Here is a 22112-nt window from a genome sequence, read left to right on the forward strand (position 1 = left end):
CGATAGAAAGGAGCAGCTATGAAAGTTACTTTAAGTGGATGCATAAAATATGGATTTTTACTGATCGTCTCGTTTTTTTCGATTTTTCCGTTTTACTGGATGATGGTGGGCTCTACCAATACCGCCAATCAAGTTGCCGAAGGGAAGCTGACTTTTGGGAATCAGCTAGCAAGCAATTTTCAGGTGCTGTTCAGCAATTACGACATCCCATTGATCATGTGGAATTCCATCAAGATTTCATTGATCACCGTCCTCGTCAGTCTACTGGTCACTTCTTTGGCTGCCTTTGGATTTGAGAAGTTTCGAACGCGGGCGAGCGAAGGGATTTATGCGGTTTTTCTGTTATGTATGATGGTGCCGCTGGCAACTTTGGTGATCCCTTTGTTTAAGATGATGGCAGGAATGCAGCTAGTCAATCAGCACGTGGCGGTCATTTTGCCATTGGTCAATAACCTGTTTCTGATTTTCTTTTTTCGCCAGAACTTCAAGTCTTTCCCTGACGGTATTTTAGATGCGAGTCGCATCGAGGGGGCAACAGAGTACACGATATTTTTCCGAATCGTTTTTCCTATGATGCGCTCGACATATGCTGCCGCTGCCATCTACGCCTTTATGAACGCATGGAACAGTTATTTGCTACCCTTGGTCTTTTTGCAAACGGAAAGTCGTCAAACCATGACATTGCTAATTTCCAATTTATCGTCAGCCAGTTACGTACCAAATTATGGCGTTCAAATGCTGGCGATCGTGATTGCAACGATCCCAACGTTGGTATTGTTTTTGTTTATGCAAAAAGGCTTTGTGAAAGGCATGACCGGTTCTTTGAAACTATAAGTAGCAATAACCAGCTTGGCTACTTCTCCAAAAGGTTGGGGAAGGCTTAACGCAGGGGATGAAATAGCTTTCCCCAGATAAAAAACAATTGCCTTGAGAGGCATTATTTTAATAAATAGTCAAACAATTCAGAATCATTCATTTTTCTTACAAAAAGATAGCACAAGTCGAGTTGATTGATAAAAAAACAATCAGTTGTTAGACTTAATTCAGGTTAAAAAAACAAAAAGGGGATGTAATGATGAAAAGAGGATTTAGAAATTATTTAGGTTCAGATGAGCGGGAGGCAGGCTATAATTTGTCTTGGGGGTCTATCTTTGCAGGAGTTGTAACATTTATCGCATTGTTCATGACACTGTCAATGATTGGCTCAGCAATCGGTTTTGGTATGGTGGAACCAACCTCTAATAACCCATTAGATGGTGTCGGGACAGGATTATTGATTTGGACAGTGATTACCTTCGTCTTGGCATTATTCGGTGCTGGTTTTGTTTCTGGTGTTGCTGCTCGACGTGTCGGATTGGTTCATGGTTTCTTAACATGGGCAACAAGTATGATCGTGATGATGGTTATGCTCTCTTACTTAACGATCGGTGCTTTTTCTGTAGTCGGTTCACTTTTAGGAAACGTTGCTTCTGCTGTCGGCAGTGGTGTTGAAACAGTGGCCTCTGGTGCTGGCGATGTCGCTTCAAAAGCCTTCGATGAAATAACAGGAAACATGGAAGACGTCAATACAGATGAATTACAAGCGAACGTCAATGATGTTTTACAAGATACCGATGTTCCTGAATTGCAACCAGACTACTTGCAAAATCAATTGTCTGATGCGACAAACGACATCAAAGATGCCGGCAAAGACATTGCAACCAATCCAAATGATGCTGATAAAATCATTGATGATTTAGCAAGCAAATTACAAGATCGTGCTACAACGATCGGTGATTCAGTGGATGAAGAAGCAATTTCAAATGCGGTCGCTCAAAATACTGATTTAAACCAACAAGAAGCAGAAGAAGCAACCAATAACATTGTCACTGGTTTGCAAGATGCTTCTGATGAAGCGCAAAAACAAATCGAAAATGCACAACAAAATCTTGAACAAGCCAAACAAGACATTGACCAAGCAGTGGAAGACGCTCGTCAAAAAGCGGAAGAAGCAAGTGATGCAACAGCCAAAGCATCCATTTGGGGCTTTGTGGCAATGGTCCTAGGACTCGTTCTTACGTCAATCGGTGGTATGGTGGGTGCAAACTTAGTCAAAACTGCTGACCACGAAAATCGTATCTAATTCACCTCTCACAAAGAGAGTTAGTGATCCATAAACCATTGAACAGCGTTCTGCCAAAGACTCAAATGGCAGCAGCGCTGTTTTCTGCTTTTAAACAAGCGGTTAAAAATCCCCATTGACGAGTGATTTTTCTCATGCTACACTGGCTCTGAGGATTGTTACCGCTTTAGGCGGGCTATACCTATTTTTTTGTGTGAAGAAATCTAAAGAAGAATAGGGTCGTTAAAATGAACGTAACAAAAGTGATCAATAACAACATTGTGATTTCTGAGAATGAGGAAAAACAAGAATTGGTCGTCATGGGCAAAGGCTTAGGCTTTAAGAAAAAGCCAGGCGATGTGATCGACGATACCAAGATTGAAAAAGTCTATCTCAGTACACAAGAGTGGAATGTCACAAAACTAACCCAATTACTTTCTTCTATCCCTATCGAACATATTCAAGCAGCGAATGAGATCATCAGTTTTGCAAAAGTTTCCCTTGGGAAAAAATTGAGCGAAAAATTGTTTCTGACGCTGACCGATCATATCAATTATGCTATCGAGCGCTATCAAAATGGCATGGAAATCAAAAATGCCTTGCTATGGGAAATCAAGCGGTTTTATAACCATGAATACCTCATTGGCAAAGAAGCGTTATCGATTATCAAAAATCGCTTGGCGATCGAGCTGCCAGAAGATGAAGCCGGCTTCATTGCATTGCACATCGTCAATGCGGAGTTGGATATGGCGCAGGTCAGTCAAGTATCGGAAATGGCGAAGATCATTCAGCATATCCTAAACATCGTCAAATATCATTTTTCAATGGAGCTTGATGAGTATTCATTGAACTACGAACGCTTTGTGACCCATTTGAAATTTTTTGTCCAGCGCTTATTCAGCGGAACAAAGCTCGATGATGCAGGAACCGGCAGTTTTATTTTTATGTTGAAAGACCGCTATATGAAGGAATATGCGTGTGCGCTGAAAATCAGCGACTACATCAACAAAGAGTTCGGTAGACCGTTAGAAGAAGACGAATTGATCTATTTAACTATACACATCAAACGAATAACAAGTGCTTAGGATTGTTACTGGATTGGCAGGCTATACCTAAATGAACTCCAAGGGGTTCGTTTAGGTATTTTTTTATGTTTTGACACACGAAAAGCAAACGAAGGACCAAAATAGGAGGAACGACATGAATTACAAAGAGTTAGCAAAAACGATCATCACCAATGTTGGTGGGGAAGAAAATATCCAAAGCTTGACCCATTGTGCGACCCGCTTGCGCTTCAACTTGAAAGATGACAGCAAACCACAAGAAAGTACCTTAAAACATACACCAGGCATCATGGGTGTGGTCAACAAAGGCGGACAGTACCAAGTGATCATCGGCAGTGATGTTGGCAATGTCTACAACGAAATCACTGCCCAAACCAATTTGACTAGTGATCAAGAAACAGAAGAAGACGATCGGGGACGTGTGGCGAAAATTATCGATACGATCACTGGGATCTTCACCCCGATCTTGCCAGCCATCACGGCAGCTGGGATGTTAAAAGCGGTCCTTTCGTTGCTGGTGGTCTTCAATGTCTTGACGGCAGAAAGTCAAAGTTACCAAATCCTAAACTTTATGGCAGATGCTGCGTTCTACTTCTTACCGATTCTACTGGCTGCTTCTTCTGCGCAAAAGTTCAAAGCCAACATGTATCTGGCGATGATGGTGGGTGGAATTTTACTGCATCCCAACTTCATCGGTATGGTGACAGCAGTCAATGAGTCAGGTGGCGGTATCCATTTGTTCGGTTTGCCGATTTCACCAGTCACCTATTCATCATCGGTGATCCCCATCATCTTAAGTGTCTGGTTCATGTCTTACGTTGAACCGATTGCTGATAAGGTCTCACCAAAAGCAATCAAATTCTTTAGCAAACCGTTGCTGACGATCTTCGTCGTAGGGACGGTAGCATTAGTTGTTTTAGGTCCTCTAGGCTATATGATCAGTGAAGCGATTTCCGCAGGGATCCAAGCCTTAGAAACGGTCAGCCCATGGATCGTTCCGTTATTGATCGGTGCCTTCACCCCATTGTTCGTGGCAACGGGTACCCACTATGGATTGGTTCCTATCGGTATCAACAACCGAATGACCACAGGTTATGATACAGTGATCTATCCTGGCATGCTGGCTTCAAACGTCAGTCAGGGAGCTGCAGCTATCGGCGTTGGTTTCAAATCAAAAGATTCTACGATCAAACAATTGGCATTTTCTGCAGGTCTGACAGGTCTATTCGGCATCACTGAACCAGCGTTGTATGGGGTCAACTTACGGTTTAAAACACCTTTGTATGCAGCAATGATCGGTGGCGGATTTGGGGGTCTGTTTATGGGAATCATGCGTGTCCGTAATTTCTCAGGCGGCTCCCCAGGTCTATTGACTTTGCCAAGCTATATCGGCGATGACACCTTACGTCATTTGACCAATGCCTGTATCGGTGCGGCAATCAGTATCGTGGTCACATTTATTGCGACATTATTCTTATACAAAGACCCTGTCACAGAAGAAGCACCTGAAGCAACACCAGCTGACAAAGAACAAGAACCAACCCATCAAATCAGCGGCGCGGAGATCAAAGCACCTTTAAAAGGGGAACTAAAAAGCCTGCAAGCAGTCAATGACGGCATGTTTTCAGAAGAAATTCTTGGACAAGGGGTAGCGATCGAGCCAACCGTTGGAGAAGTGCTAGCACCAGTCAACGGGACTGTCACAGCAGTCTTTGATTCCAAACATGCCATTGGATTGACCAGTGAGGAAGGCATTGAGCTGCTGATTCACGTGGGGATCGATACAGTGCAATTGAATGGCGAAGGCTATGCCTATCAAGTAGAAAAAGGACAAAAAGTGACAGTTGGCGATCCTTTGATTACGTTTGATATCGAGTTTATCAAAGAAAAAGGTTATCCAGTGATCACGCCGATCGTTATCACCAACAGTGCAGAAGTGGGCGACATTTTGACGGCAAACAGTGGTCCGATTACGTTTGGCGATCAAATCATCAAAGTGATCGGCTAAAAAAGGAGAATAAGACATGGGATTTCCAGAAAACTTTTTATGGGGCGGCGCTACAGCCGCCAATCAATGTGAAGGCGGTTTTGATCAAGGGGGGCGTGGACTTGCCAATGTCGATGTGATTCCGACTGGCAAGGACCGACGAGCAGTCATTACCGGCAAGCGTGAGATGCTTACCTTTGAAGAAGGGTATTTCTATCCAGCAAAAGAAGCGATTGATATGTACCATCATTTCAAAGAAGATATCGCCTTATTTGCGGAGATGGGCTTTAAAACCTATCGTTTATCGATTGCTTGGTCAAGAATTTTTCCGAAGGGCGACGAAGAAACCCCTAATGAAGAAGGCTTGCGCTTTTATGAAGAACTGTTTTTAGAATGTCGCAAATACCAAATCGAACCTTTGGTGACGATCACGCATTTTGACTGTCCGATCCATCTGATCAAAGAATATGGCGGTTGGCGCAACCGTAAGATGATTGCCTTTTACGAAAACCTTTGTCGGGCGATCTTCACTCGCTACAAAGGATTGGTGAAGTACTGGCTGACCTTTAATGAAATCAATATGATCTTGCATGCCCCGTTTCTCGGTGCAGGGCTGACCTTTGCTGAGGGCGAAAATGAAGAACAAATCAAATACCAAGCTGCTCATCATGAGTTAGTCGCTAGTGCGTTGGCAACAAAAATCGCCCACGAGATCGATCCAGAAAACAAAGTAGGCTGTATGCTGGCAGCGGCTAGTTATTATCCTTACAGCTGCAATCCGAAAGATGTCTGGGAAAGCAAAAAAAGCGATCGCGGCAACTATTTCTTTATCGATGTGCAATCGCGAGGAGAATATCCAAATTATGGTTTGAAGATGCTAGCGGAAAAAGGAATCACTTTGGAGCAAACCGCCGAAGATACGGCTTTATTAAAAGCCCATACCGTCGATTTTATTTCCTTTTCTTACTATGCCTCTCGGGTCGCTGCTTCAGAAGATTCCGGTGTTGAAAAAACGGAAGGCAACTTGTTCCCGACCATTAAAAACCCGTATTTAGAAGCGTCGGAATGGGGCTGGCAGATTGATCCGCTTGGTTTGCGGATCACGATGAATGATCTTTATGATCGTTACCAAAAACCGCTTTTCATCGTCGAAAATGGTCTAGGAGCGGTGGATACACCAAACGAAGATGGAAAAATCAATGATGTGTATCGCATCGACTATTTACGTGCGCATATCGCTGCGATGAAAGAAGCCATTGACCAAGACGGTGTTGAACTGTTGGGCTATACTTCATGGGGCTGTATCGATTTGGTTTCTGCAGGAACCGGAGAAATGAAGAAACGCTATGGCTATATCTATGTCGATCGCGACAATGAAGGCAATGGCACATTAGCCCGCAGCAAAAAGCAATCCTTTTATTGGTACAAAAAAGTGATTGCCTCAAATGGGGAAGATTTGGCTTAAGCTAGTTCATTTATAAAAAGTAAACAAGGGTGTTCCGCTTTTTCAACTAGCGGATACCCTTGTTTTATTGATTTTCAGAATTATAAACTCGTGGTGTTGCTCGGTCGTTTGCGATAGTTGGAAGGGGTCAAAGCGGTCTCCCTTTTGAAAAGTGTCGTAAAGTAATTCGGATCATCAAACCCAGTTTCCAATGCGATTTCGATGATTTTTAAATCCGTATGGAGTAAGAGATACTCCGCTTTTTTGATGCGGAACTTATTTAGATAGGTAAAAAAGCTCATCTGGAAATTTCTTTTAAAAAAACGGCAGAAATGTTCTTTGCTATAGCCAATATATTGACTGATTTCCTCAAGTGTCACTGGGCGTTGATAATTTTCTTCAATAAAAAGTAGGATTTTCTTGCATTTGTACGTATTGAGTTTGCTTTTACTGTCGATAGGTTTCTTATTGCGATTAATGTATTGGCTATTTTGACAAAGATATTTAATAAATAAAAAGAGTTCCGCTTTGATCGCCAGCTCATACAATGGTTCCTTTAATGCAAATAAATCTATAATATGAGTCAATGCCTGTTGAATGTTCATATGAGAAACGAAATCACTTGTGATGTGAATCGCTTGCTGATCCGCGGAATGGAGCAACGGGTCCAGATAGGACTGCTGGATCAAATCAGAGACGCGGCTCTCAATAAAGGTCGCGTCAAAGACGATAGCAAAGAAGGTACAAGCTGTTTGCTGATAATTTAATGCCTCATGTAGCTGATTGGCAGGGATAAATACAAGCTCGCCTTCTTTAGCGATATAAGAAACACCTTCGACCTTTATTTCCATCTTTCCTCGAAAAATATATAGGATCTCAAGCTCGCGATGCCAATGGGTGTGGATCATATTTGCTTGATCAGCAGGATGATTTGTCAAATAAACACTGACTGGAAACAAGCTGTCACCATGTTCTGTGATCTCTTTTAAAGAAGTATCAATATCATATTCACTAGGGTTTGGCGTAAAAATATAGGGTTGGGTTACCATCTGTCTCCTCCATTTTCATCAATATTACAAGGTATTTCGGTTAAGATAACGATTACAGAAGGGCCGAAATATCAATATAATCAATTTGTGATCGAATTGATTGAGGAGGGAACAATGATGAAAAAGAGAATTTTGTTGACGGCTGCTACTATGTTAAGTGTGATCGGAATTGCTGGTTGCGGAAATTCTGGAAGCGGTACCTCAGATGATGGTAGTGTAACACTAGAAGTTTTTAACATCAAGACAGAGACTGCAGAACAGATGGATCGATTGGTTGCGGCTTTTGAAGAAAGCCATGAGGACATAAAAATCAATATGACTACTGTAGGTGGAGGAACGGACGCCACAGCGGCTCTCCAATCAAAATTTTCATCTGGTGATGAACCGGACATTTTTATGCTGGGGGGACTAGCAGATACGCAAACATGGGAACACAAGTTATATGACCTTGGGGATACAGAATTAGCTCAAAAAGCAATTGAGGGAACGTTGGAAGGGGCAACACTGAATGAGACAGTTTACGGCTTGCCGATGAATATCGAAGGCTACGGTTGGCTGATCAATAAAGAGCTGTTTCAGCAAGTGGGAATCGATAGTGAAGCGATTGAAACATTTGCCGATTTTAAGGAGGCAGTAGAAACGTTAGATAGTAAGAAAGAAGAGTTAGGATTAGACGGTGTATTCGGCTTCAGCGGCGGTGAAACATGGGTTTCCAGTCAATTCAGTTCGAACTTTTTTGCACCTGAATTTAATGATAGCTTGAAAGAAACACTGGAAGCCAAAGAGCTTCATTTAACTTATGAGGCACAACTGAAAGACTACGCTGATCTGGCGATCCAATACAATGCTCAACCGTTAGAATCAATGGATTACAGCACGTCAGTCGAAGAGTTATTTGCCAGTGAGAAGGTTGCCATCATTCATAAAGGCAATTGGATCGTTCCTACATTAAATAGCTTGGATGATACATTTGCAAAAGAAAAATTAGCGATCGTCCCAATGCAAGTGGGAGACGGCAGCAAAATCGTAGCCGGACCAGCTTGGTATTGGGGTGTCAACAAAGATAAGGAACAAGAAGTGATCGATGCCTCCATACAATTTTTGACATGGATGTATACCGATGAAGAGGCGATGACCGCGATCATCGATGATTTTGAGTTTATTCCAGCTTATACGAACTTCTCCAGTGACGATATTTCTGATCCGTTGTCCAATGACATTTATACGTATTTAACGAATGGCCAAACGGTTCCTTGGGTCCATAACTCTTATCCAGATGGATACGGACAAAATATTTTTGGGGTTCAGTTCCAGGCTTATGCAGCCGATCAAATCTCATGGACTGAGTTTACTGATCAGCTGAAAAGCAGCTGGGTGCAAGAACGTCAATAACCAAAGTGATGCCTATCCTGCAGTGATGCGCGCAGGATAGGTAAAATCAAGGAAATCATAGGAGGAGCTGTATGTTAACAAATCGTTCAAAATCATTTTGGCTGCTGCTAGCACCGGCATTCGTCGCATTATTGGTCGTTCTGTTTATTCCTTTATTTACAGGGGGATATTACTCACTGACCAACTGGAACGGCAATACGATCAGCGACTTTATCGGATTGGAAAACTACTTGCGCGCTTTTAAAGATCAGGCGTTCATTAACAGCTTGTTGTTCACGGCGAAATTTTCTGTTTACAGTGTGATCTTGATCAATGTCATCGCGCTGTTGTTAGCAACTTTAGTCACGCAAAAACTGGGACGCTGGACCACTCTATTTCGGACCGTCTTTTTCATGCCGAACTTAATTGGTGGGATCATACTAGGATTTATATGGCAATTTATTTTTAACAAAGCATTCGAGAGTATCGCCGATTTGACTGGGATCAATTTTTTTAATGGCTGGTTGAATACACCAGAAACAGGCTTTTGGGGTTTGGTTATCTTGTTCGTCTGGCAGATGAGCGGGTATATGATGTTGATCTATATTTCGTTTCTAAATAATATTCCAGAAGAAATTTTAGAAGCAGCAGATATGGACGGCGCCAATCCGCTACAAGTCTTTTTCCGAATCAAACTACCCATGCTGATGCCCGCGTTTACCGTAACATTGTTTTTGACGCTGTCAAATGCCTTTAAAATCTATGATCAAAACTTGGCGTTGACACAGGGCGGACCGTTCAATTCGACTCAGATGGCAGCCATGAATATTTACAATGAAGCTTTTTCAATGAGAAAAATGGGCTTTGCTCAGTCAAAAGCGATGATATTTCTGGTGATCATTGTCATTATTTCCATTATTCAAATCTCAATTACCCGCAGAAAGGAGATCAGCGCATGATCGAGACTCGTCACTCCTCTACTAAAAAGGGGAATACAAAAAGTAGACGGCAGAAGAAAAAAAAGCTGCAGCACAGTCTGCTGATCGTAAGTGGTCTTTTACTTGCGTGCTTATGGTTTTATCCGTTTTTCTTGATCGTGATCAATTCATTTAAAACAAAAGCAGAGATCTTTCAGAGTACGTTGTCGCTGCCTGGCGGATTGTCTTTTGAGAATTATCAAGAGGCGTTAGAAAAACTGGATTTCATCAGAAGTTTAATGAATTCATTGTTGATTACTGTCGGTTCTTTGATCTTGGTGGTTTTTGTTTCTTCAATGGCAGCATACGCTTTATCGAGAAATACCAGCCGCTTAAGTTCAGTCCTCTATTTTGTTGTTGCCATCGGCTTGCTGATCCCTTTTCAAGGGATCATGATTCCACTGATTTCTCTTTTTGGACGAATGAATTTGTTAAATCAGCCGGGTCTAATGATAATGTACTTGGGATTGGCTGTCAGTATGTCGACTTTTTTGTATTATGGTGCGTTAAGAGGCATTCCACGATCGCTGGATGAAGCAGCGATCATTGACGGGGCGAATACCTTTCAGATTTATTGGAAAGTAATATTGCCTTTGTTGAAACCAACGACGGTAACGGTGATTGTTTTGAATACATTGTGGTTTTGGAATGACTATTTATTGCCTTCATTAAGTATTAATAAAGCCGGAATGTATACGATTCCCTTGCGGATGTTTTATTTCTTCGGCGAATTTAACAAGCAATGGCATTTAGCGCTAGCCGCTCTGGTGATCGTTGTTCTGCCAATCATTCTCTTGTTTATTGCCTTGCAAAAACATGTAGTGAAAGGCATCTCAGATGGTGCAGTAAAGTAGGAGGAAAAGAAGATGAAATTTACAAATGGCTATTGGCTGGCAAAAGAAGGCGTCCAACTTGAGCATCCCCGAATTGCTTATGATCATAAGGTAGAAAAGGAGCAATTGACCCTTTATCTGCCCTATCAAGAGATTCAGCGGCGTGGCGATACCTTAAACCTTGGTTTAACCACACTCACGTTTTCGACTCCGCAAAACGATGTAATCAAAGTCAGCTTAGTGCATCATGACCAGACGATGCAGGCCCCGTCGTTTGCACTAGATACTCAACCGGCAGACGTGAAGATCGATACCGATAACGAAGACATGTATATCTTCAAATCTGGATCATTGGAAGCGAAAGTCCCTAAACAAGCGGCTTTTAAAATCGACTTTTTCGGAGAAGGTAGCTTGTTGACTTCTTCCATGCCTAAAGCACAGGCTAAAATTTCGGGAAATGATGGCAAGCAGTATATGCGAGAACAGCTTTCGTTAGATCCTTATGAACTTGTTTACGGATTAGGGGAACGGTTCACTCCTTTTATCAAGAACGGTCAAACCGTTGATATTTGGAATCAAGACGGTGGTACGGGTAGCGAGCAGGCATACAAAAATATTCCGTTTTATTTAACGAATAAAGGCTACGGTATTTTTGTTGATCATCCCGAAGCGGTTTCCTTTGAAGTGGCTTCTGAGAACGTTTCCCGCACGCAATTCAGTGTCGAGGGGCAGCGTCTGGACTATTACATCATCTATGGACCAGATATGAAAGCCATTCTAGAAAAGTACACCGACATGACAGGAAAACCCGCCTTACCGCCAGCATGGTCTTTTGGCTTATGGCTATCCACTTCATTTACGACTGATTATAGTGAAGAAACAGTGATGCACTTTATCGATGAAATGCAAGCTCGTGATATTCCTTTTGATGTCTTTCATTTTGATTGTTTCTGGATGAAGGAATTTGAATGGTGTGGGTTTGAATGGAATGACGAATTGTTTCCTGATCCGAAAGGATTACTAAAGAAAATCCATGAGAAAGGATTAAAAGTCAGTTTATGGATCAACCCTTACATTGGGCAAAAAGCCTCTGTATATCAAGAATGCAAAGAGAAAGGGTACTTTATTAAGAACCAAGCAGGTGAAGTCTGGCAGTGGGATCTTTGGCAAGCTGGACAAGGGATCATTGATTTTACCAATCCAGAGGCTCGTCAATGGTATAAAGATCGCTTAAAGGAATTGATTGAATTAGGTGTTGATTCCTTTAAGACGGACTTCGGTGAGCGGATCCCTGAAGATGCCGTCTATTATGACGGATCAGATCCGAAAAAAATGCACAATTATTACGCCTATCTATACAATGAAACCGTCTTTGAACTGCTGGCGGAAATGCGGGAAAATCAAGCCGTTCTTTTTGCCCGTTCTGCTTCTGTCGGTTCCCAAAAATTTCCTGTCCATTGGGGAGGCGACAATTTATCTGAATATTCTTCGATGGCAGAGTCTCTCCGTGGTGGCTTATCCTTTGTCTTATCTGGTTTTGGATTTTGGAGCCATGATATCGGCGGGTTTGAAGAACAAGCGCCCCCCGACCTGTATAAACGTTGGACGCAATTTGGTTTATTGTCGACCCACAGTCGTTACCATGGCAATGTTGAATATCGGGTACCATGGAATTTTGGAGAAGAAGCAGCAAATGTCAGTCAATCTTTTTCAAAATTGAAAAACCGCCTAATGCCTTATATTTATCGTCAAGCAGCAGCCACTGCAAAAACGGGCATTCCCCTGATGCGTCCATTGATGCTAGAGTTCCCAGAGGATCAGACGGTTTATGCCATTGATAAGCAGTATATGCTGGGGGATCGCTTACTAGTTGCGCCGATTTTTAATGAGCAAGGAAGGGTTCCGTTCTATCTGCCAGCTGGAACTTGGACAAATTATTTAGACAACAAACGCTATGAAGGCCAAAAATGGTGGGAAGAACGCTATGACTATTTCCATCTACCGTTGATGGTACGACCGAATTCACTGATCGTTGAAGGAAGCGTTGAACAGACCGCCGCCTATGACTACACCAAAAACCTGATCGTTCATGCCTTTGAAATAACGGAAGCAGTTTCTGCTGAAGTCTGTGATCAGCAGGGCATGCTAGCTGGAACAATTTCTATTGAACCAGAAGGAAGCGGTTATCGAATTTGTATGGAAGGGTTGGGAAAGGTTCAGGTGCTGTTTCGCAATCGAAGCTTTGCAAATGCCCAACGACATCCATTTGGCAGCTTGATCACTATGGACGGACAAGAAATGACCGTCTTTGAATAGGGAAACAAAACCTACCGTTCTTGATGGGTATCTATCAAGGACGGTAGGTTTTTTGTAGTGAACGAAGCATTGAAGAACTAACGGCAAAGTGCAGACCTAGTTCTTTGGCTCAGTTTTGTTCCTCCCGCTGGATCGGCAGCAGCAAGCGAACGGTGGTTCCTTCGTTGAGGCGTGATTCTACAGTCAATCCATATTTCTCCCCATAGAGCAGCTTGATACGCTGATCAATATTGTCCAAGCCAATACCCGAATAGTGTTCAAAGTGGTTAGCGGTGCTGGTTGGCTGCTCTTCATTGAACCCGATGCCCGTATCGATGATCTCAATTTTCAGGCCTTCCTTACTGACGCGAGAAAAAATCTGGATCAAACCTGAATCCTCTTCGGGAAAGGCATGCAGGTAGGCATTTTCGATAATCGGTTGCAAAATCATCTTCGGTACGAGAATATCTTCGCAGCCATCTTCTGAAAAAATCGTTGATTGGATGCGATTGCCGTAACGTACGTTCATTAACACGAGGTATTCTTCCACGATCGCTAGCTCATCCTTTAAAGGGACGATCTCTTTGCGGTTAAAGGTGTGCCGCAACAATTGGACAAAGCTTTCAATCGCTTGGGTGGCGGCTTCTTGTTCGTTTTGCCAGATCAAAAACTTGATGGCAGTCAATGTGTTGTAGACAAAATGCGGTTGGATCTGCATTTGCAACGAGCGGATCTCGAACTTACGTTTTTCGGCTTCTGTAACCATTAAATGATCGACATAAGATTCTAAGTCCTCTAGCATCAAGTTATACGCACGCCCCAATTCTCGCGTTTCGTACGTCCCGTTGATGGTAACCTTGTCGCTGAAATCGCCTTGTGTGACCGCAGGCAGCTTGGCGATCAGCTGATAAATCGGTTGGGTGATGTTGCGGATGATCCAAAATGCCAGCAGACTAAAGAGTAAAATACTGACGACAGAAATTAAAAGAGCTGGCTTGATCAGATTCATATTGCGTACTAGATGCGATTCATCCAAAACATCGTAAAAAGTAAAATGATACGAATAAAGGGGCAGCTGATTGATGCTAGTATCTCTTTTGACCGTGACAAGACGATTTTCAAACGGCTTGCCTAAAAGGCTCGGATCAGAAGTGGAGAGTATTTGATTTTGCTCATTGACGATATAGATCGAGTGAAGACTGGTATCTAAGAGTTGACGATAGATCGAAGAAAAATCGGATTCTTTTAAGAAAATCAGGGCATAGCCGAAAATCGTTTCTTCTTTCATTAATTTGCGCACGTACATCAAGCCAGGGGAGTCGCTGGTGGAGGTGCTCAAGCCTTGATCTAAGAAATAATACTGACTGATGGCGTCATTGTCATTGATCTGCTGGATAAAGGCACTGGCGAGAAAATCATCTACTGATTGATTGCGAACCGCATCGTTTTGAAAGAAAGTGCCCCCGTTGACCCCAATCAACACTAAATTCGAGGGGATGTCTTGAAACAAAGAGCGGGTGTCTTTTAATTGCTCGTTTAATTCTAAAATCGTACGGCCTTGATTCATGTCGCCTTCTAAGTATGTTTCAACGGCTTTGCTTTCATCGACGATGTCAAAAATCCGATGGATATTCTCGTTCAGACGCTCATAATCTTCTTGGATTTTTTCCAGTAGCAGCTGATTGGAACTCTGGTACGAAGCAACATAGGCATCTTTTGAGCGACCATAGATCACGACGACGGTTAGCAGACAAACACTAATGACCCCGACGACAACAAAGAGGAAGATCCGACTGAATAATTCATTTTTCTGAATCCATTGGTTGATTTTCATAATTGATTCAACCGCCGATACTTCGATGGGGTGACTTGGCATTCTTTCTTAAAGATGCGAGAAAAATAGCTGATATCCGAATACCCGACCGCTTCACTGATTTCAGATAGATTCAGATCAGATTGTGTCAGTAGTTCTTTGGCTTTATCCAAGCGGGTTTTCTTTACATACTCAGAAAAGCTCATTTTCAGTTTCGCAGAAAGAAAAGCCGAAAGATAGGTGTAACTAAAATGAAAGGTTTCAGCTAGTTCAGACAAAGACAGACTTTTGGTGTAGTTGTCTTGAATGAAGCGCTGGATCGCAACGAGTAGATCATCTTCATCCAGCGGTGATAAGGTCGTCAGCTGTTGACGAATATCATCAATGGTCGCCAACAACAAATCAGAAAAATCTTCCAAATACTGCACGTGACCGATGGCATGCAAAAATTCGGCTTTTAAGCGGCTAAAGCGTGGAGCAGTGGGAAATTCTTCTTCCAAGCGGGACAGTAACGTGTAAAAAATACTGCTGGCCTGCTGTTTTAAGAATGTCGGATCGACATTGGATAAGATCATGTCATTAAAATATTCCTCAATTCTGGTGATTCCTAATAAAAAGTTGTTGTCTAACAAAGCCCGTAAGAACTTCTTCGTATCAAAGCGATCACTTTCGATGTACAAAAAGAGTTCTTGTTCTGGCACCAACCGTTGTCGTTTATAAAAAAACGATTGTCCTTGGCTTTTGGCTTTTAGCGTCACAAAATGGTCCCGCAACTGTTCAATCTTTTGAAAGGGCACACTGAGAGTAAAGAAGGCGTCTGGCTCGGTAAAACGCAATTGTTCCAACGTTTCTTTCAAAGAGGAATAAACATCCATTCCTTCTGGATAACTGATCACTAAGCCGGCATCTTTGTTACTGGTTTGAAAAAAGAGCGTCTTTACCTGCGGTTGTGATTGAGTAAATTCCGTTAATGCATGCAGTAGCTGATCATTGGCACGAAAGCCGCTAAAATTGGTGGTCAAAATTTGGGCTTGCTGTTGCGACTGATCTAATGCAAGGTAGTCCGCCAAAGGAGCCAACGGTTCTTCATACCCTGCTAAATAGCGATTCAACGATTCTTGCAGCTGCGTCTCCTCAGTCACGGAGCCTTTTGTATGTGACAGCTTTTGTGAGATGTTGTGCAGCGTCTTCAACAAGAGTGTCGGTGTCAGTGTCGGTTTTAAAAGATAATCTACGGCACCATTTCTAAAAGACTGACTGACGTATTGGAAATCATCGTAGCTGCTCAAGACCAAAAAATGGACTTCTGGATATTGTTGTTGAATGATCGTTGTGAGTTGAAGACCGTCCATTTGTGGCATTTTCAAATCCGTGATCACGATGTCGGGATTCAGTTCATGGATCAGCGCCAAAGCTTCTTGCCCGTTCGCTGCATCGCCTAAGAGACGAAACCCTTCTTGCTCCCAACGTATCATATGTTTCAATCCATCTCGGATCGTTGCCTCATCATCAACGACTAAGACCGTGCGTAAAATAGTCATGGTATCCCCCCTATATCTCTTCTTTATTATAAACGCTTTCAAAAAAGAAAGGTATTGTAACTTTTTTCTATTTTTGGACAAATTTAGTAAGCTCTTTCATAATCATTGAATACGGTTACAAAATCAGTGTATAGTTAGCCATGTAAATAAAAGGAAAGAGGGATAAAAATGAAAAAACTACTTGCATCGATGGTAACGGCGGCTGCAGTGCTGACTTTGGCGGCTTGCGGAAACAGCAACACAAGCTCTGGGGATTCTGGCGAGTCCTCAAACAAAGTCACGGTCTGGGCATGGGATGAGACCTTCAACATCAAGGCAGTCAATGAAGCCAAAAAAGTATATGAAAATCAAGATGTCGATGTGGAAGTCGTGACGATGTCACAAGATGATATCGTTCAAAAATTAAATACGAGTCTGGCATCTGGAAATACGGACGGACTACCAAATATCGTTTTGATCGAAGACTACCGCATCCAAGGATACCTTTCTTCTTATCCAGATGCGTTTAGTGATCTAACGGATATCGTGAATGAGGAGGATTTCTCCAGCTATAAATTTGCGGTCAATAAAGTCGACGATGTCATTTATGGGGTGCCATTTGACAGTGGCGTCGCAGGACTATTTTACCGCACAGATTATTTGACCGATGCAGGCTATGAGCAAGCTGATCTCCAAGATATTACTTGGGATGATTTTATCAGCATCGCCAAAGACGTCAAAGAAAAAACGGGTCACGCTATGATGTCGTTAGACCCAAGCGATCTTGGCTTGGCACGAATCATTATGCAATCGGCAGGCGAATGGTATACCGGTGAAGATGGCTCCACCGTAACCATCAAAGACAATGAATCCTTCAAAGCTGGTCTAACTGTCTTAGCAACATTGTTGAATGAAGGCTTAGTTGAACAAGTTTCTGATTGGGATGGCGGGGTCAATGCCGTTCAATCGGGGAATGTCGCTTCTGCGCCAACTGGTGCGTGGTATTCCAGCACGATTCAAGGCGCGGAAGACCAAAGCGGCAAATGGGCGATCGCTCCAATCCCATCTATCGCTGGCAACAGCAATTCAGTCAATGCTTCTAGCATCGGCGGAGCAGGCTGGTACGTGATCAAAGGGGTTGACGGCGAAGAAAATGCCAAAGACTTTTTAGCCAATACCTTTGCTTCAAATAAAGAATTGATGGGTACATTAGCTACCGAGATCGGTTTGGTTTCAACCATGAATGCTGCAGAAGAAACGGAAGAATATACGTCGGGGCTTGATTTCTATGGCGGTCAAAAAGTCTTCCAAGATTTCTCTCAATGGTCACAAGAAATTCCAGCCGTGAACTACGGCAATCACACCTATGCCATTGAATCTGTCTTGACTGAAAGCTTGCAACGAGTGATCAACGGCGAAGACATTGATAAAGTATTAGAAGAAGCACAATCACAAGTGGAAGCACAAATTGCAAACTAATCGAACAACTTTGCAGAAACTCGTGAGCGATCGCGAGTTTCTGTGTTAAGGGGGAATTACAATGAAAAACAAAACAAAAAATTGGTTTGCAAACGGCAATGCCTTTATTACCTTACCCGTCATTTTGATCACGATGCTGGTCTTTATTCCGATGGTCTCGGCATTGTTCACGTCATTCCAATCAGGACCACCGACAGCGATGACCTTTAACGGTCTTGGCAACTATCAGCGGATGTTGAGCGACTCAACCTTTAAAAAAGCCTTTGGAAATACGTTTTTATACTTATTAGTCCAAGTTCCGATCATGCTCTTTTTGGCGCTGATCGTATCGAACATATTGAATGACAAAAAATTGAAATTTAAAGGGCTATTCCGCACCGCCTTGTTTTTACCCTGTATCACATCCTTGGTTTCTTATTCCTTGATTATGAAAAGTCTCTTTTCGGCAAATGGGTTAGTCAATAACTTTTTGACGCAGCTACATCTGATTGATGCACCGATCCAATGGTTGACGGATCCCTTCTGGGCAAAAGTATTGATCATTTTTGCCATCACGTGGCGTTGGACTGGCTACAATATGATCTTTTTCATCTCAGGCATGCAAAATATCGATCCAAGTATTTACGAAGCGGCAGAGATCGATGGTGCCACGAAATGGGATCAATTCTTCAAAATCACGATTCCCAACTTGCGTCCAATCATCTTATTTACCACGATCACCTCAACGATCGGTACGCTGCAATTATTCGATGAAGTTCAAAATATCACTGGCGGTGGACCAGCCAATGCCACGACGACCTTGTCACAATATATCTACAATTTGAGTTACAAATTCACGCCAAACTTTGGGTATGCCGCTGCGGTGTCCTTTGTTATCGTGATTGCGATCGTGATCTTATCGATCATCCAAACGAAAATAGGAGGAAAAGAAAATTGAAAACAATCTCACTCACTTTAAAATACGTCTTTCTGGCGATTTTGGCTTTCATCTCTATTTTTCCATTTGTCTGGATGATCCTAGGGATGACCAATCAAACCTTTGATATCGTTGCTGGAAAAATCATGATTGGCGATCAATTGGTGATCAACTTCCAAAATCTCTTTTCTTCTGATTTGAATTTTACTCGGGCATTAGGCAATTCCGCAGTGATTGCCGTGATTACGACCGTCTTTGCGCTGTTGTTCTCCTCCATGGCAGGGTATGGCTTTGAGATCTATCGGACGAAAACCAAAGACCGCATCTTTAATATTCTCCTGCTGTCGATGATGGTGCCTTTTGCCGCGCTAATGATCCCGCTCTATCGGATGTTCAGCAAACTTAGCGGCACACCGATCGGAATCAATACCTTCGCTGTTGTGATTTTGCCCTCAGTCTGTACCGCCTTTTTGATTTTCTTTTTCCGCCAAAACATCAAGGCATTCCCTAGAGAATTAGTCGAAGCTGCTCGGATCGATGGCTTGAATGAACTGAGTATTTTCTTTAGAGTCTACATGCCTACGGCTAAAAATACCTACGCAGCTGCCGCGATCATTACGTTTATGGGCAGCTGGAACAATTATTTATGGCCATTAGTTGCCCTGCAATCACCAGACAAACGGACCGTTCCACTGGTTCTTTCAGCAATGGGTGCTTCTTATACACCTGACTATGGCATGATGATGTGCGGCATCGTGATCGCCACGCTGCCGACGGCCATCATTTTCTTCGTTTTACAAAAACAATTTGTCCAAGGGATGCTGGGATCCGTGAAATAAGCGGGACATCAGCAAACAAATACAAAGTAGAGGGTACGATATGATTCTTTTTGACAAACAACTAAACGTCTTTCATTTAAGCAACGATCAAATCAGCTATCTCTTACAGATAGAGGAAGGGGGCAATGTGGCGCACCTTTATTTTGGGAAGAAAATCGCCCATTATTCTGGTGGCTATCGCTACCCACGCCTTGATCGGTCCTTTTCACCTAATCCCCCAGACAGTAGCGATCGGCTTTTCTCATTAGACACCTTGATGCTGGAGTTTCCTGGTAATGTCTTCGGGGACTTTCGAGAAGCTGCCTATACGATTCGCCAGTCTGACGGCAGCCGAGTCAGCCATTTTGTCTTTAGTGATTACCAGATTCAACAAGGCAAACCAGCCTTAGCAGGATTGCCTCAGACCCATGGGGTCGACGACGGCATCGAAACACTGATTCTGTCCTTAAAAGATGACGTGGCGGGACTCGAACTGCAGCTGTTTTACACGATTTTTGAGGAGGCGGCAGTGATCGTCCGCTCAAGTAAAATAATCAACCATGGAAACCAGCCTGTTACCATCGAACAGCTGGCGAGTCAATCCCTGGATTTTCCTAACCGTCCCTTTGATTTGATCCACTTGCCAGGGGCGTGGGCGAAGGAACGTCAAGTGACCCGAGAACCCATCCATCGCGGCATCAAGCGTTTAGACAGCAAGCGGGGTTCCAGCAGCCATCAGCAAAATCCCTTTGCCGTCTTGCTGGAACCTAATGCTACGGAGTTTGCTGGGGAGTGTTTTGGTTTTAGCTTGCTATATAGCGGCAATCATGAAACCATCATCGAAAAAGATCCTTACCAACAGACCCGTGTGATCATGGGGATCAACAGCCATCAATTTGCCTGGCAATTGCCGCCAACTGAAAGCTTTCAAGCCCCAGAAGCCGTGATCGCTTATAGTGAGGCTGGCTTGAATCAGCTGTCAGCCACCTATCATGATTTTTATGACGAGCATTTGATTCGGGGCAAATACAAAAAGCAAGAACGGCCGATCCTGATCAATAACTGGGAAGCAACGTACTTTGATTTCAATGAAGAAAAGCTAGATGCCCTCGTTGATGAAGCCAAGGAGCTGGGAATCGAACTGTTTGTTTTGGATGACGGCTGGTTTGGTCAGCGAGAAGATGACCAAACCTCATTAGGCGATTGGTTTGAAAACGAAGGCAAGCTGGCTTCTGGCTTGGCAGGATTTGCCCAAAAAGTCCATGACAAAGGGCTGCAATTCGGGCTTTGGCTGGAACCAGAAATGATTTCTGGTGACAGTGAACTAAACCGACAGCACCCTGATTGGCTGTTACAAGTACCCAATCGCAAGCCAGCGCTTAGCCGTAGTCAGTATGTGTTGGACTTTTCTCGGCAAGATGTCAGAGACCATCTCTATCACCAGTTAACCCAACTGTTTGATACGGTTGCCATCGACTATATCAAATGGGACATGAACCGCAGTCTGTCGGATGTCTATTCCTTGCTCCTCGATCCTGCCCAGCAAGGGGAGGTTGCACATCGCTATCTGCTGGGCTTGTATGAATTTCTGGAAAAACTGACCACTGCCTATCCAACGATCCTGTTTGAAGGCTGTTCTGGTGGCGGTGGGCGCTTTGATGCTGGCTTCTTGTATTATATGCCGCAGATTTGGACCAGCGACAACACCGATGCCATCGCCCGCCTGAAGATCCAATACGGAACCAGTCTGGTCTATCCGCCATCCACCATGGGTGCCCATGTCTCAGCGATCCCGAACCATCAGACCCAACGGGCAACGGATCTAGCGATTCGTGGCAATGCTGCGATGTCTGGCTTACTGGGCTATGAGCTTGACTTGACACAGCTGACACAAGAAGAAAAAGCGCAGATCAAAGAACAAATCGCTTTTTATAAAAAACATCGGCGCCTGCTGCAGTTGGGTCGCTTTGTTCGACTGCTCAGCCCTTATGAAGGCAATGACACCGCCTGGCTGTATGTTTCCCCAGATAAAAAAGAAGCGATCGTCTTTTACTTCCGAGTCTTAGCCGAAGCCTCTGCACCATTGGTTACTTTAAAACTGGCTGGCTTAGATCCTGACCTTACCTATCAAAGTGGGGGAGAGACCTTCGGTGGCGATGAATTGATGCAGCTCGGGTTGTATATCGATCCTCATTTAGCAGGGGATTACGCCACGCAGCGGTTTCATTTTGTTGCAAAAGAGCCTCACGAATGAAAATCAGCGTCCCGTCAAAGCAGCATGTTTTGACGGGACGCTTTATTGTGCTGCCGCAAGCTTTTGGCTAATGATCGGCAACTGAGAGGTTATTTTTGAACAAATGATTTATTTTTTTCTCGAGAAGTCGTATGATGAAAGAGGAGGCAGGCAGTTTGCTTCTGACAATCAATAAGAGGAGGGTGTTCAAC

At 43.3% G+C, this 22112-nt stretch carries 15 protein-coding genes and 1 pseudogene; 13 read left to right on the plus strand and 3 right to left on the minus strand.

The genetic code is table 11. From position 1 onward, the window contains the following. The first annotated feature begins 18 nt into the window (after positions 1-18). From IGI72_RS06135 to IGI72_RS06155, 5 genes are all read left to right on the plus strand, one after another. Positions 19-834 carry a carbohydrate ABC transporter permease gene (locus IGI72_RS06135; RefSeq protein ID WP_015509354.1) on the plus strand — a complete coding sequence of 272 codons (816 nt, stop codon included), beginning with the start codon at positions 19-21 and terminating at the stop codon, positions 832-834. Positions 835-1075: 241 nt separating this feature from the next. After that, positions 1076-2122, plus strand: a complete 1047-nt coding sequence (locus tag IGI72_RS06140) for a hypothetical protein (protein WP_175496474.1) — start codon at positions 1076-1078, stop codon at positions 2120-2122. 227 nt (positions 2123-2349) lie between these two features. Beyond that, entirely contained in the window at positions 2350-3186 is an 837-nt protein-coding gene (gene licT, locus IGI72_RS06145) for a BglG family transcription antiterminator LicT (RefSeq protein ID WP_010747835.1), read from the plus strand. A 115-nt stretch (positions 3187-3301) separates the two neighbouring features. Further along, complete coding sequence (locus IGI72_RS06150; RefSeq protein ID WP_332282773.1) at positions 3302-5173, plus strand: beta-glucoside-specific PTS transporter subunit IIABC; 1872 nt, start codon at positions 3302-3304, stop codon at positions 5171-5173. Positions 5174-5189: 16 nt separating this feature from the next. Continuing rightward, on the plus strand, positions 5190-6617 hold the full coding sequence (locus tag IGI72_RS06155) for a 6-phospho-beta-glucosidase (RefSeq protein ID WP_438753452.1): 1428 nt from the start codon (positions 5190-5192) through the stop codon (positions 6615-6617). 80 nt (positions 6618-6697) lie between these two features. On the opposite strand, the gene IGI72_RS06160 is transcribed toward IGI72_RS06155, so the two are convergent. After that, complete coding sequence (locus IGI72_RS06160; protein WP_016608166.1) at positions 6698-7645, minus strand: AraC family transcriptional regulator; 948 nt, start codon at positions 7643-7645, stop codon at positions 6698-6700. A gap of 117 nt (positions 7646-7762) precedes the next feature. Here IGI72_RS06160 and IGI72_RS06165 point away from each other — a divergent pair, with 117 nt between their 5' ends. The 4 genes from IGI72_RS06165 to yicI all read left to right on the plus strand — a co-directional run bounded on the left by IGI72_RS06165 (position 7763) and on the right by yicI (position 13142). Beyond that, entirely contained in the window at positions 7763-9037 is a 1275-nt protein-coding gene (locus IGI72_RS06165) for an ABC transporter substrate-binding protein (RefSeq protein ID WP_438753455.1), read from the plus strand. A 71-nt stretch (positions 9038-9108) separates the two neighbouring features. Next, the gene (locus IGI72_RS06170; RefSeq protein WP_008378847.1) at positions 9109-9975 is read left to right on the plus strand and encodes a carbohydrate ABC transporter permease; all 867 of its coding nucleotides are present in this window, start codon (positions 9109-9111) and stop codon (positions 9973-9975) included. Beyond that, entirely contained in the window at positions 9972-10847 is an 876-nt protein-coding gene (locus tag IGI72_RS06175; RefSeq protein WP_008378845.1) for a carbohydrate ABC transporter permease, read from the plus strand. The genes IGI72_RS06170 and IGI72_RS06175 overlap by 4 nt, the downstream gene beginning before the upstream one ends. A gap of 12 nt (positions 10848-10859) precedes the next feature. Next, positions 10860-13142 (plus strand): alpha-xylosidase, encoded by a 2283-nt coding sequence (yicI, locus tag IGI72_RS06180; protein WP_438753459.1) that lies wholly within the window; start codon positions 10860-10862, stop codon positions 13140-13142. A 109-nt stretch (positions 13143-13251) separates the two neighbouring features. Here yicI and IGI72_RS06185 read toward each other — a convergent pair whose 3' ends face one another. Then, on the minus strand, positions 13252-14955 hold the full coding sequence (locus tag IGI72_RS06185; protein WP_213355123.1) for a sensor histidine kinase: 1704 nt from the start codon (positions 14953-14955) through the stop codon (positions 13252-13254). After that, positions 14952-16475, minus strand: a complete 1524-nt coding sequence (locus IGI72_RS06190; RefSeq protein WP_087627201.1) for a response regulator transcription factor — start codon at positions 16473-16475, stop codon at positions 14952-14954. Before IGI72_RS06190 ends, IGI72_RS06185 begins: the two co-directional genes overlap by 4 nt. 168 nt (positions 16476-16643) lie before the next feature. Between IGI72_RS06190 and IGI72_RS06195 the strand changes: the two genes are divergently transcribed. The 4 genes and pseudogenes from IGI72_RS06195 to IGI72_RS06210 all read left to right on the plus strand — a co-directional run bounded on the left by IGI72_RS06195 (position 16644) and on the right by IGI72_RS06210 (position 21921). After that, positions 16644-17933 (plus strand): ABC transporter substrate-binding protein, encoded by a 1290-nt coding sequence (locus IGI72_RS06195; RefSeq protein WP_016608159.1) that lies wholly within the window; start codon positions 16644-16646, stop codon positions 17931-17933. A gap of 61 nt (positions 17934-17994) precedes the next feature. Continuing rightward, entirely contained in the window at positions 17995-18870 is an 876-nt protein-coding gene (locus tag IGI72_RS06200; RefSeq protein WP_010747841.1) for a carbohydrate ABC transporter permease, read from the plus strand. Between the two features lie 2 nt (positions 18871-18872). Then, positions 18873-19688: pseudogene (locus IGI72_RS06205) on the plus strand (carbohydrate ABC transporter permease); the annotation flags it as partial. Between the two features lie 40 nt (positions 19689-19728). Further along, positions 19729-21921 (plus strand): alpha-galactosidase, encoded by a 2193-nt coding sequence (locus IGI72_RS06210; protein WP_438753462.1) that lies wholly within the window; start codon positions 19729-19731, stop codon positions 21919-21921. The last annotated feature ends 191 nt before the right edge of the window (positions 21922-22112 follow it).

Origin of the sequence: Enterococcus sp. DIV1059_2 (assembly GCF_051713685.1) — a bacterium.
GTDB classification, from domain to species: domain Bacteria; phylum Bacillota; class Bacilli; order Lactobacillales; family Enterococcaceae; genus Enterococcus_D; species Enterococcus_D casseliflavus.

Excerpts from the sequence above, each read along its gene's own strand:
- IGI72_RS06135 (WP_015509354.1), top strand. The coding sequence starts at position 19 with ATGAAAGTTACTTTAAGTGGATGCATAAAATATGGATTTTTACTGATC.
- IGI72_RS06140 (WP_175496474.1), top strand. The coding sequence starts at position 1,076 with ATGAAAAGAGGATTTAGAAATTATTTAGGTTCAGATGAGCGGGAGGCA.
- licT (WP_010747835.1), top strand. The coding sequence starts at position 2,350 with ATGAACGTAACAAAAGTGATCAATAACAACATTGTGATTTCTGAGAAT.
- IGI72_RS06150 (WP_332282773.1), top strand. The coding sequence starts at position 3,302 with ATGAATTACAAAGAGTTAGCAAAAACGATCATCACCAATGTTGGTGGG.
- IGI72_RS06155 (WP_438753452.1), top strand. The coding sequence starts at position 5,190 with ATGGGATTTCCAGAAAACTTTTTATGGGGCGGCGCTACAGCCGCCAAT.
- IGI72_RS06160 (WP_016608166.1), bottom strand. The coding sequence starts at position 7,645 with ATGGTAACCCAACCCTATATTTTTACGCCAAACCCTAGTGAATATGAT.
- IGI72_RS06165 (WP_438753455.1), top strand. The coding sequence starts at position 7,763 with ATGAAAAAGAGAATTTTGTTGACGGCTGCTACTATGTTAAGTGTGATC.
- IGI72_RS06170 (WP_008378847.1), top strand. The coding sequence starts at position 9,109 with ATGTTAACAAATCGTTCAAAATCATTTTGGCTGCTGCTAGCACCGGCA.
- IGI72_RS06175 (WP_008378845.1), top strand. The coding sequence starts at position 9,972 with ATGATCGAGACTCGTCACTCCTCTACTAAAAAGGGGAATACAAAAAGT.
- yicI (WP_438753459.1), top strand. The coding sequence starts at position 10,860 with ATGAAATTTACAAATGGCTATTGGCTGGCAAAAGAAGGCGTCCAACTT.
- IGI72_RS06185 (WP_213355123.1), bottom strand. The coding sequence starts at position 14,955 with ATGAAAATCAACCAATGGATTCAGAAAAATGAATTATTCAGTCGGATC.
- IGI72_RS06190 (WP_087627201.1), bottom strand. The coding sequence starts at position 16,475 with ATGACTATTTTACGCACGGTCTTAGTCGTTGATGATGAGGCAACGATC.
- IGI72_RS06195 (WP_016608159.1), top strand. The coding sequence starts at position 16,644 with ATGAAAAAACTACTTGCATCGATGGTAACGGCGGCTGCAGTGCTGACT.
- IGI72_RS06200 (WP_010747841.1), top strand. The coding sequence starts at position 17,995 with ATGAAAAACAAAACAAAAAATTGGTTTGCAAACGGCAATGCCTTTATT.
- IGI72_RS06210 (WP_438753462.1), top strand. The coding sequence starts at position 19,729 with ATGATTCTTTTTGACAAACAACTAAACGTCTTTCATTTAAGCAACGAT.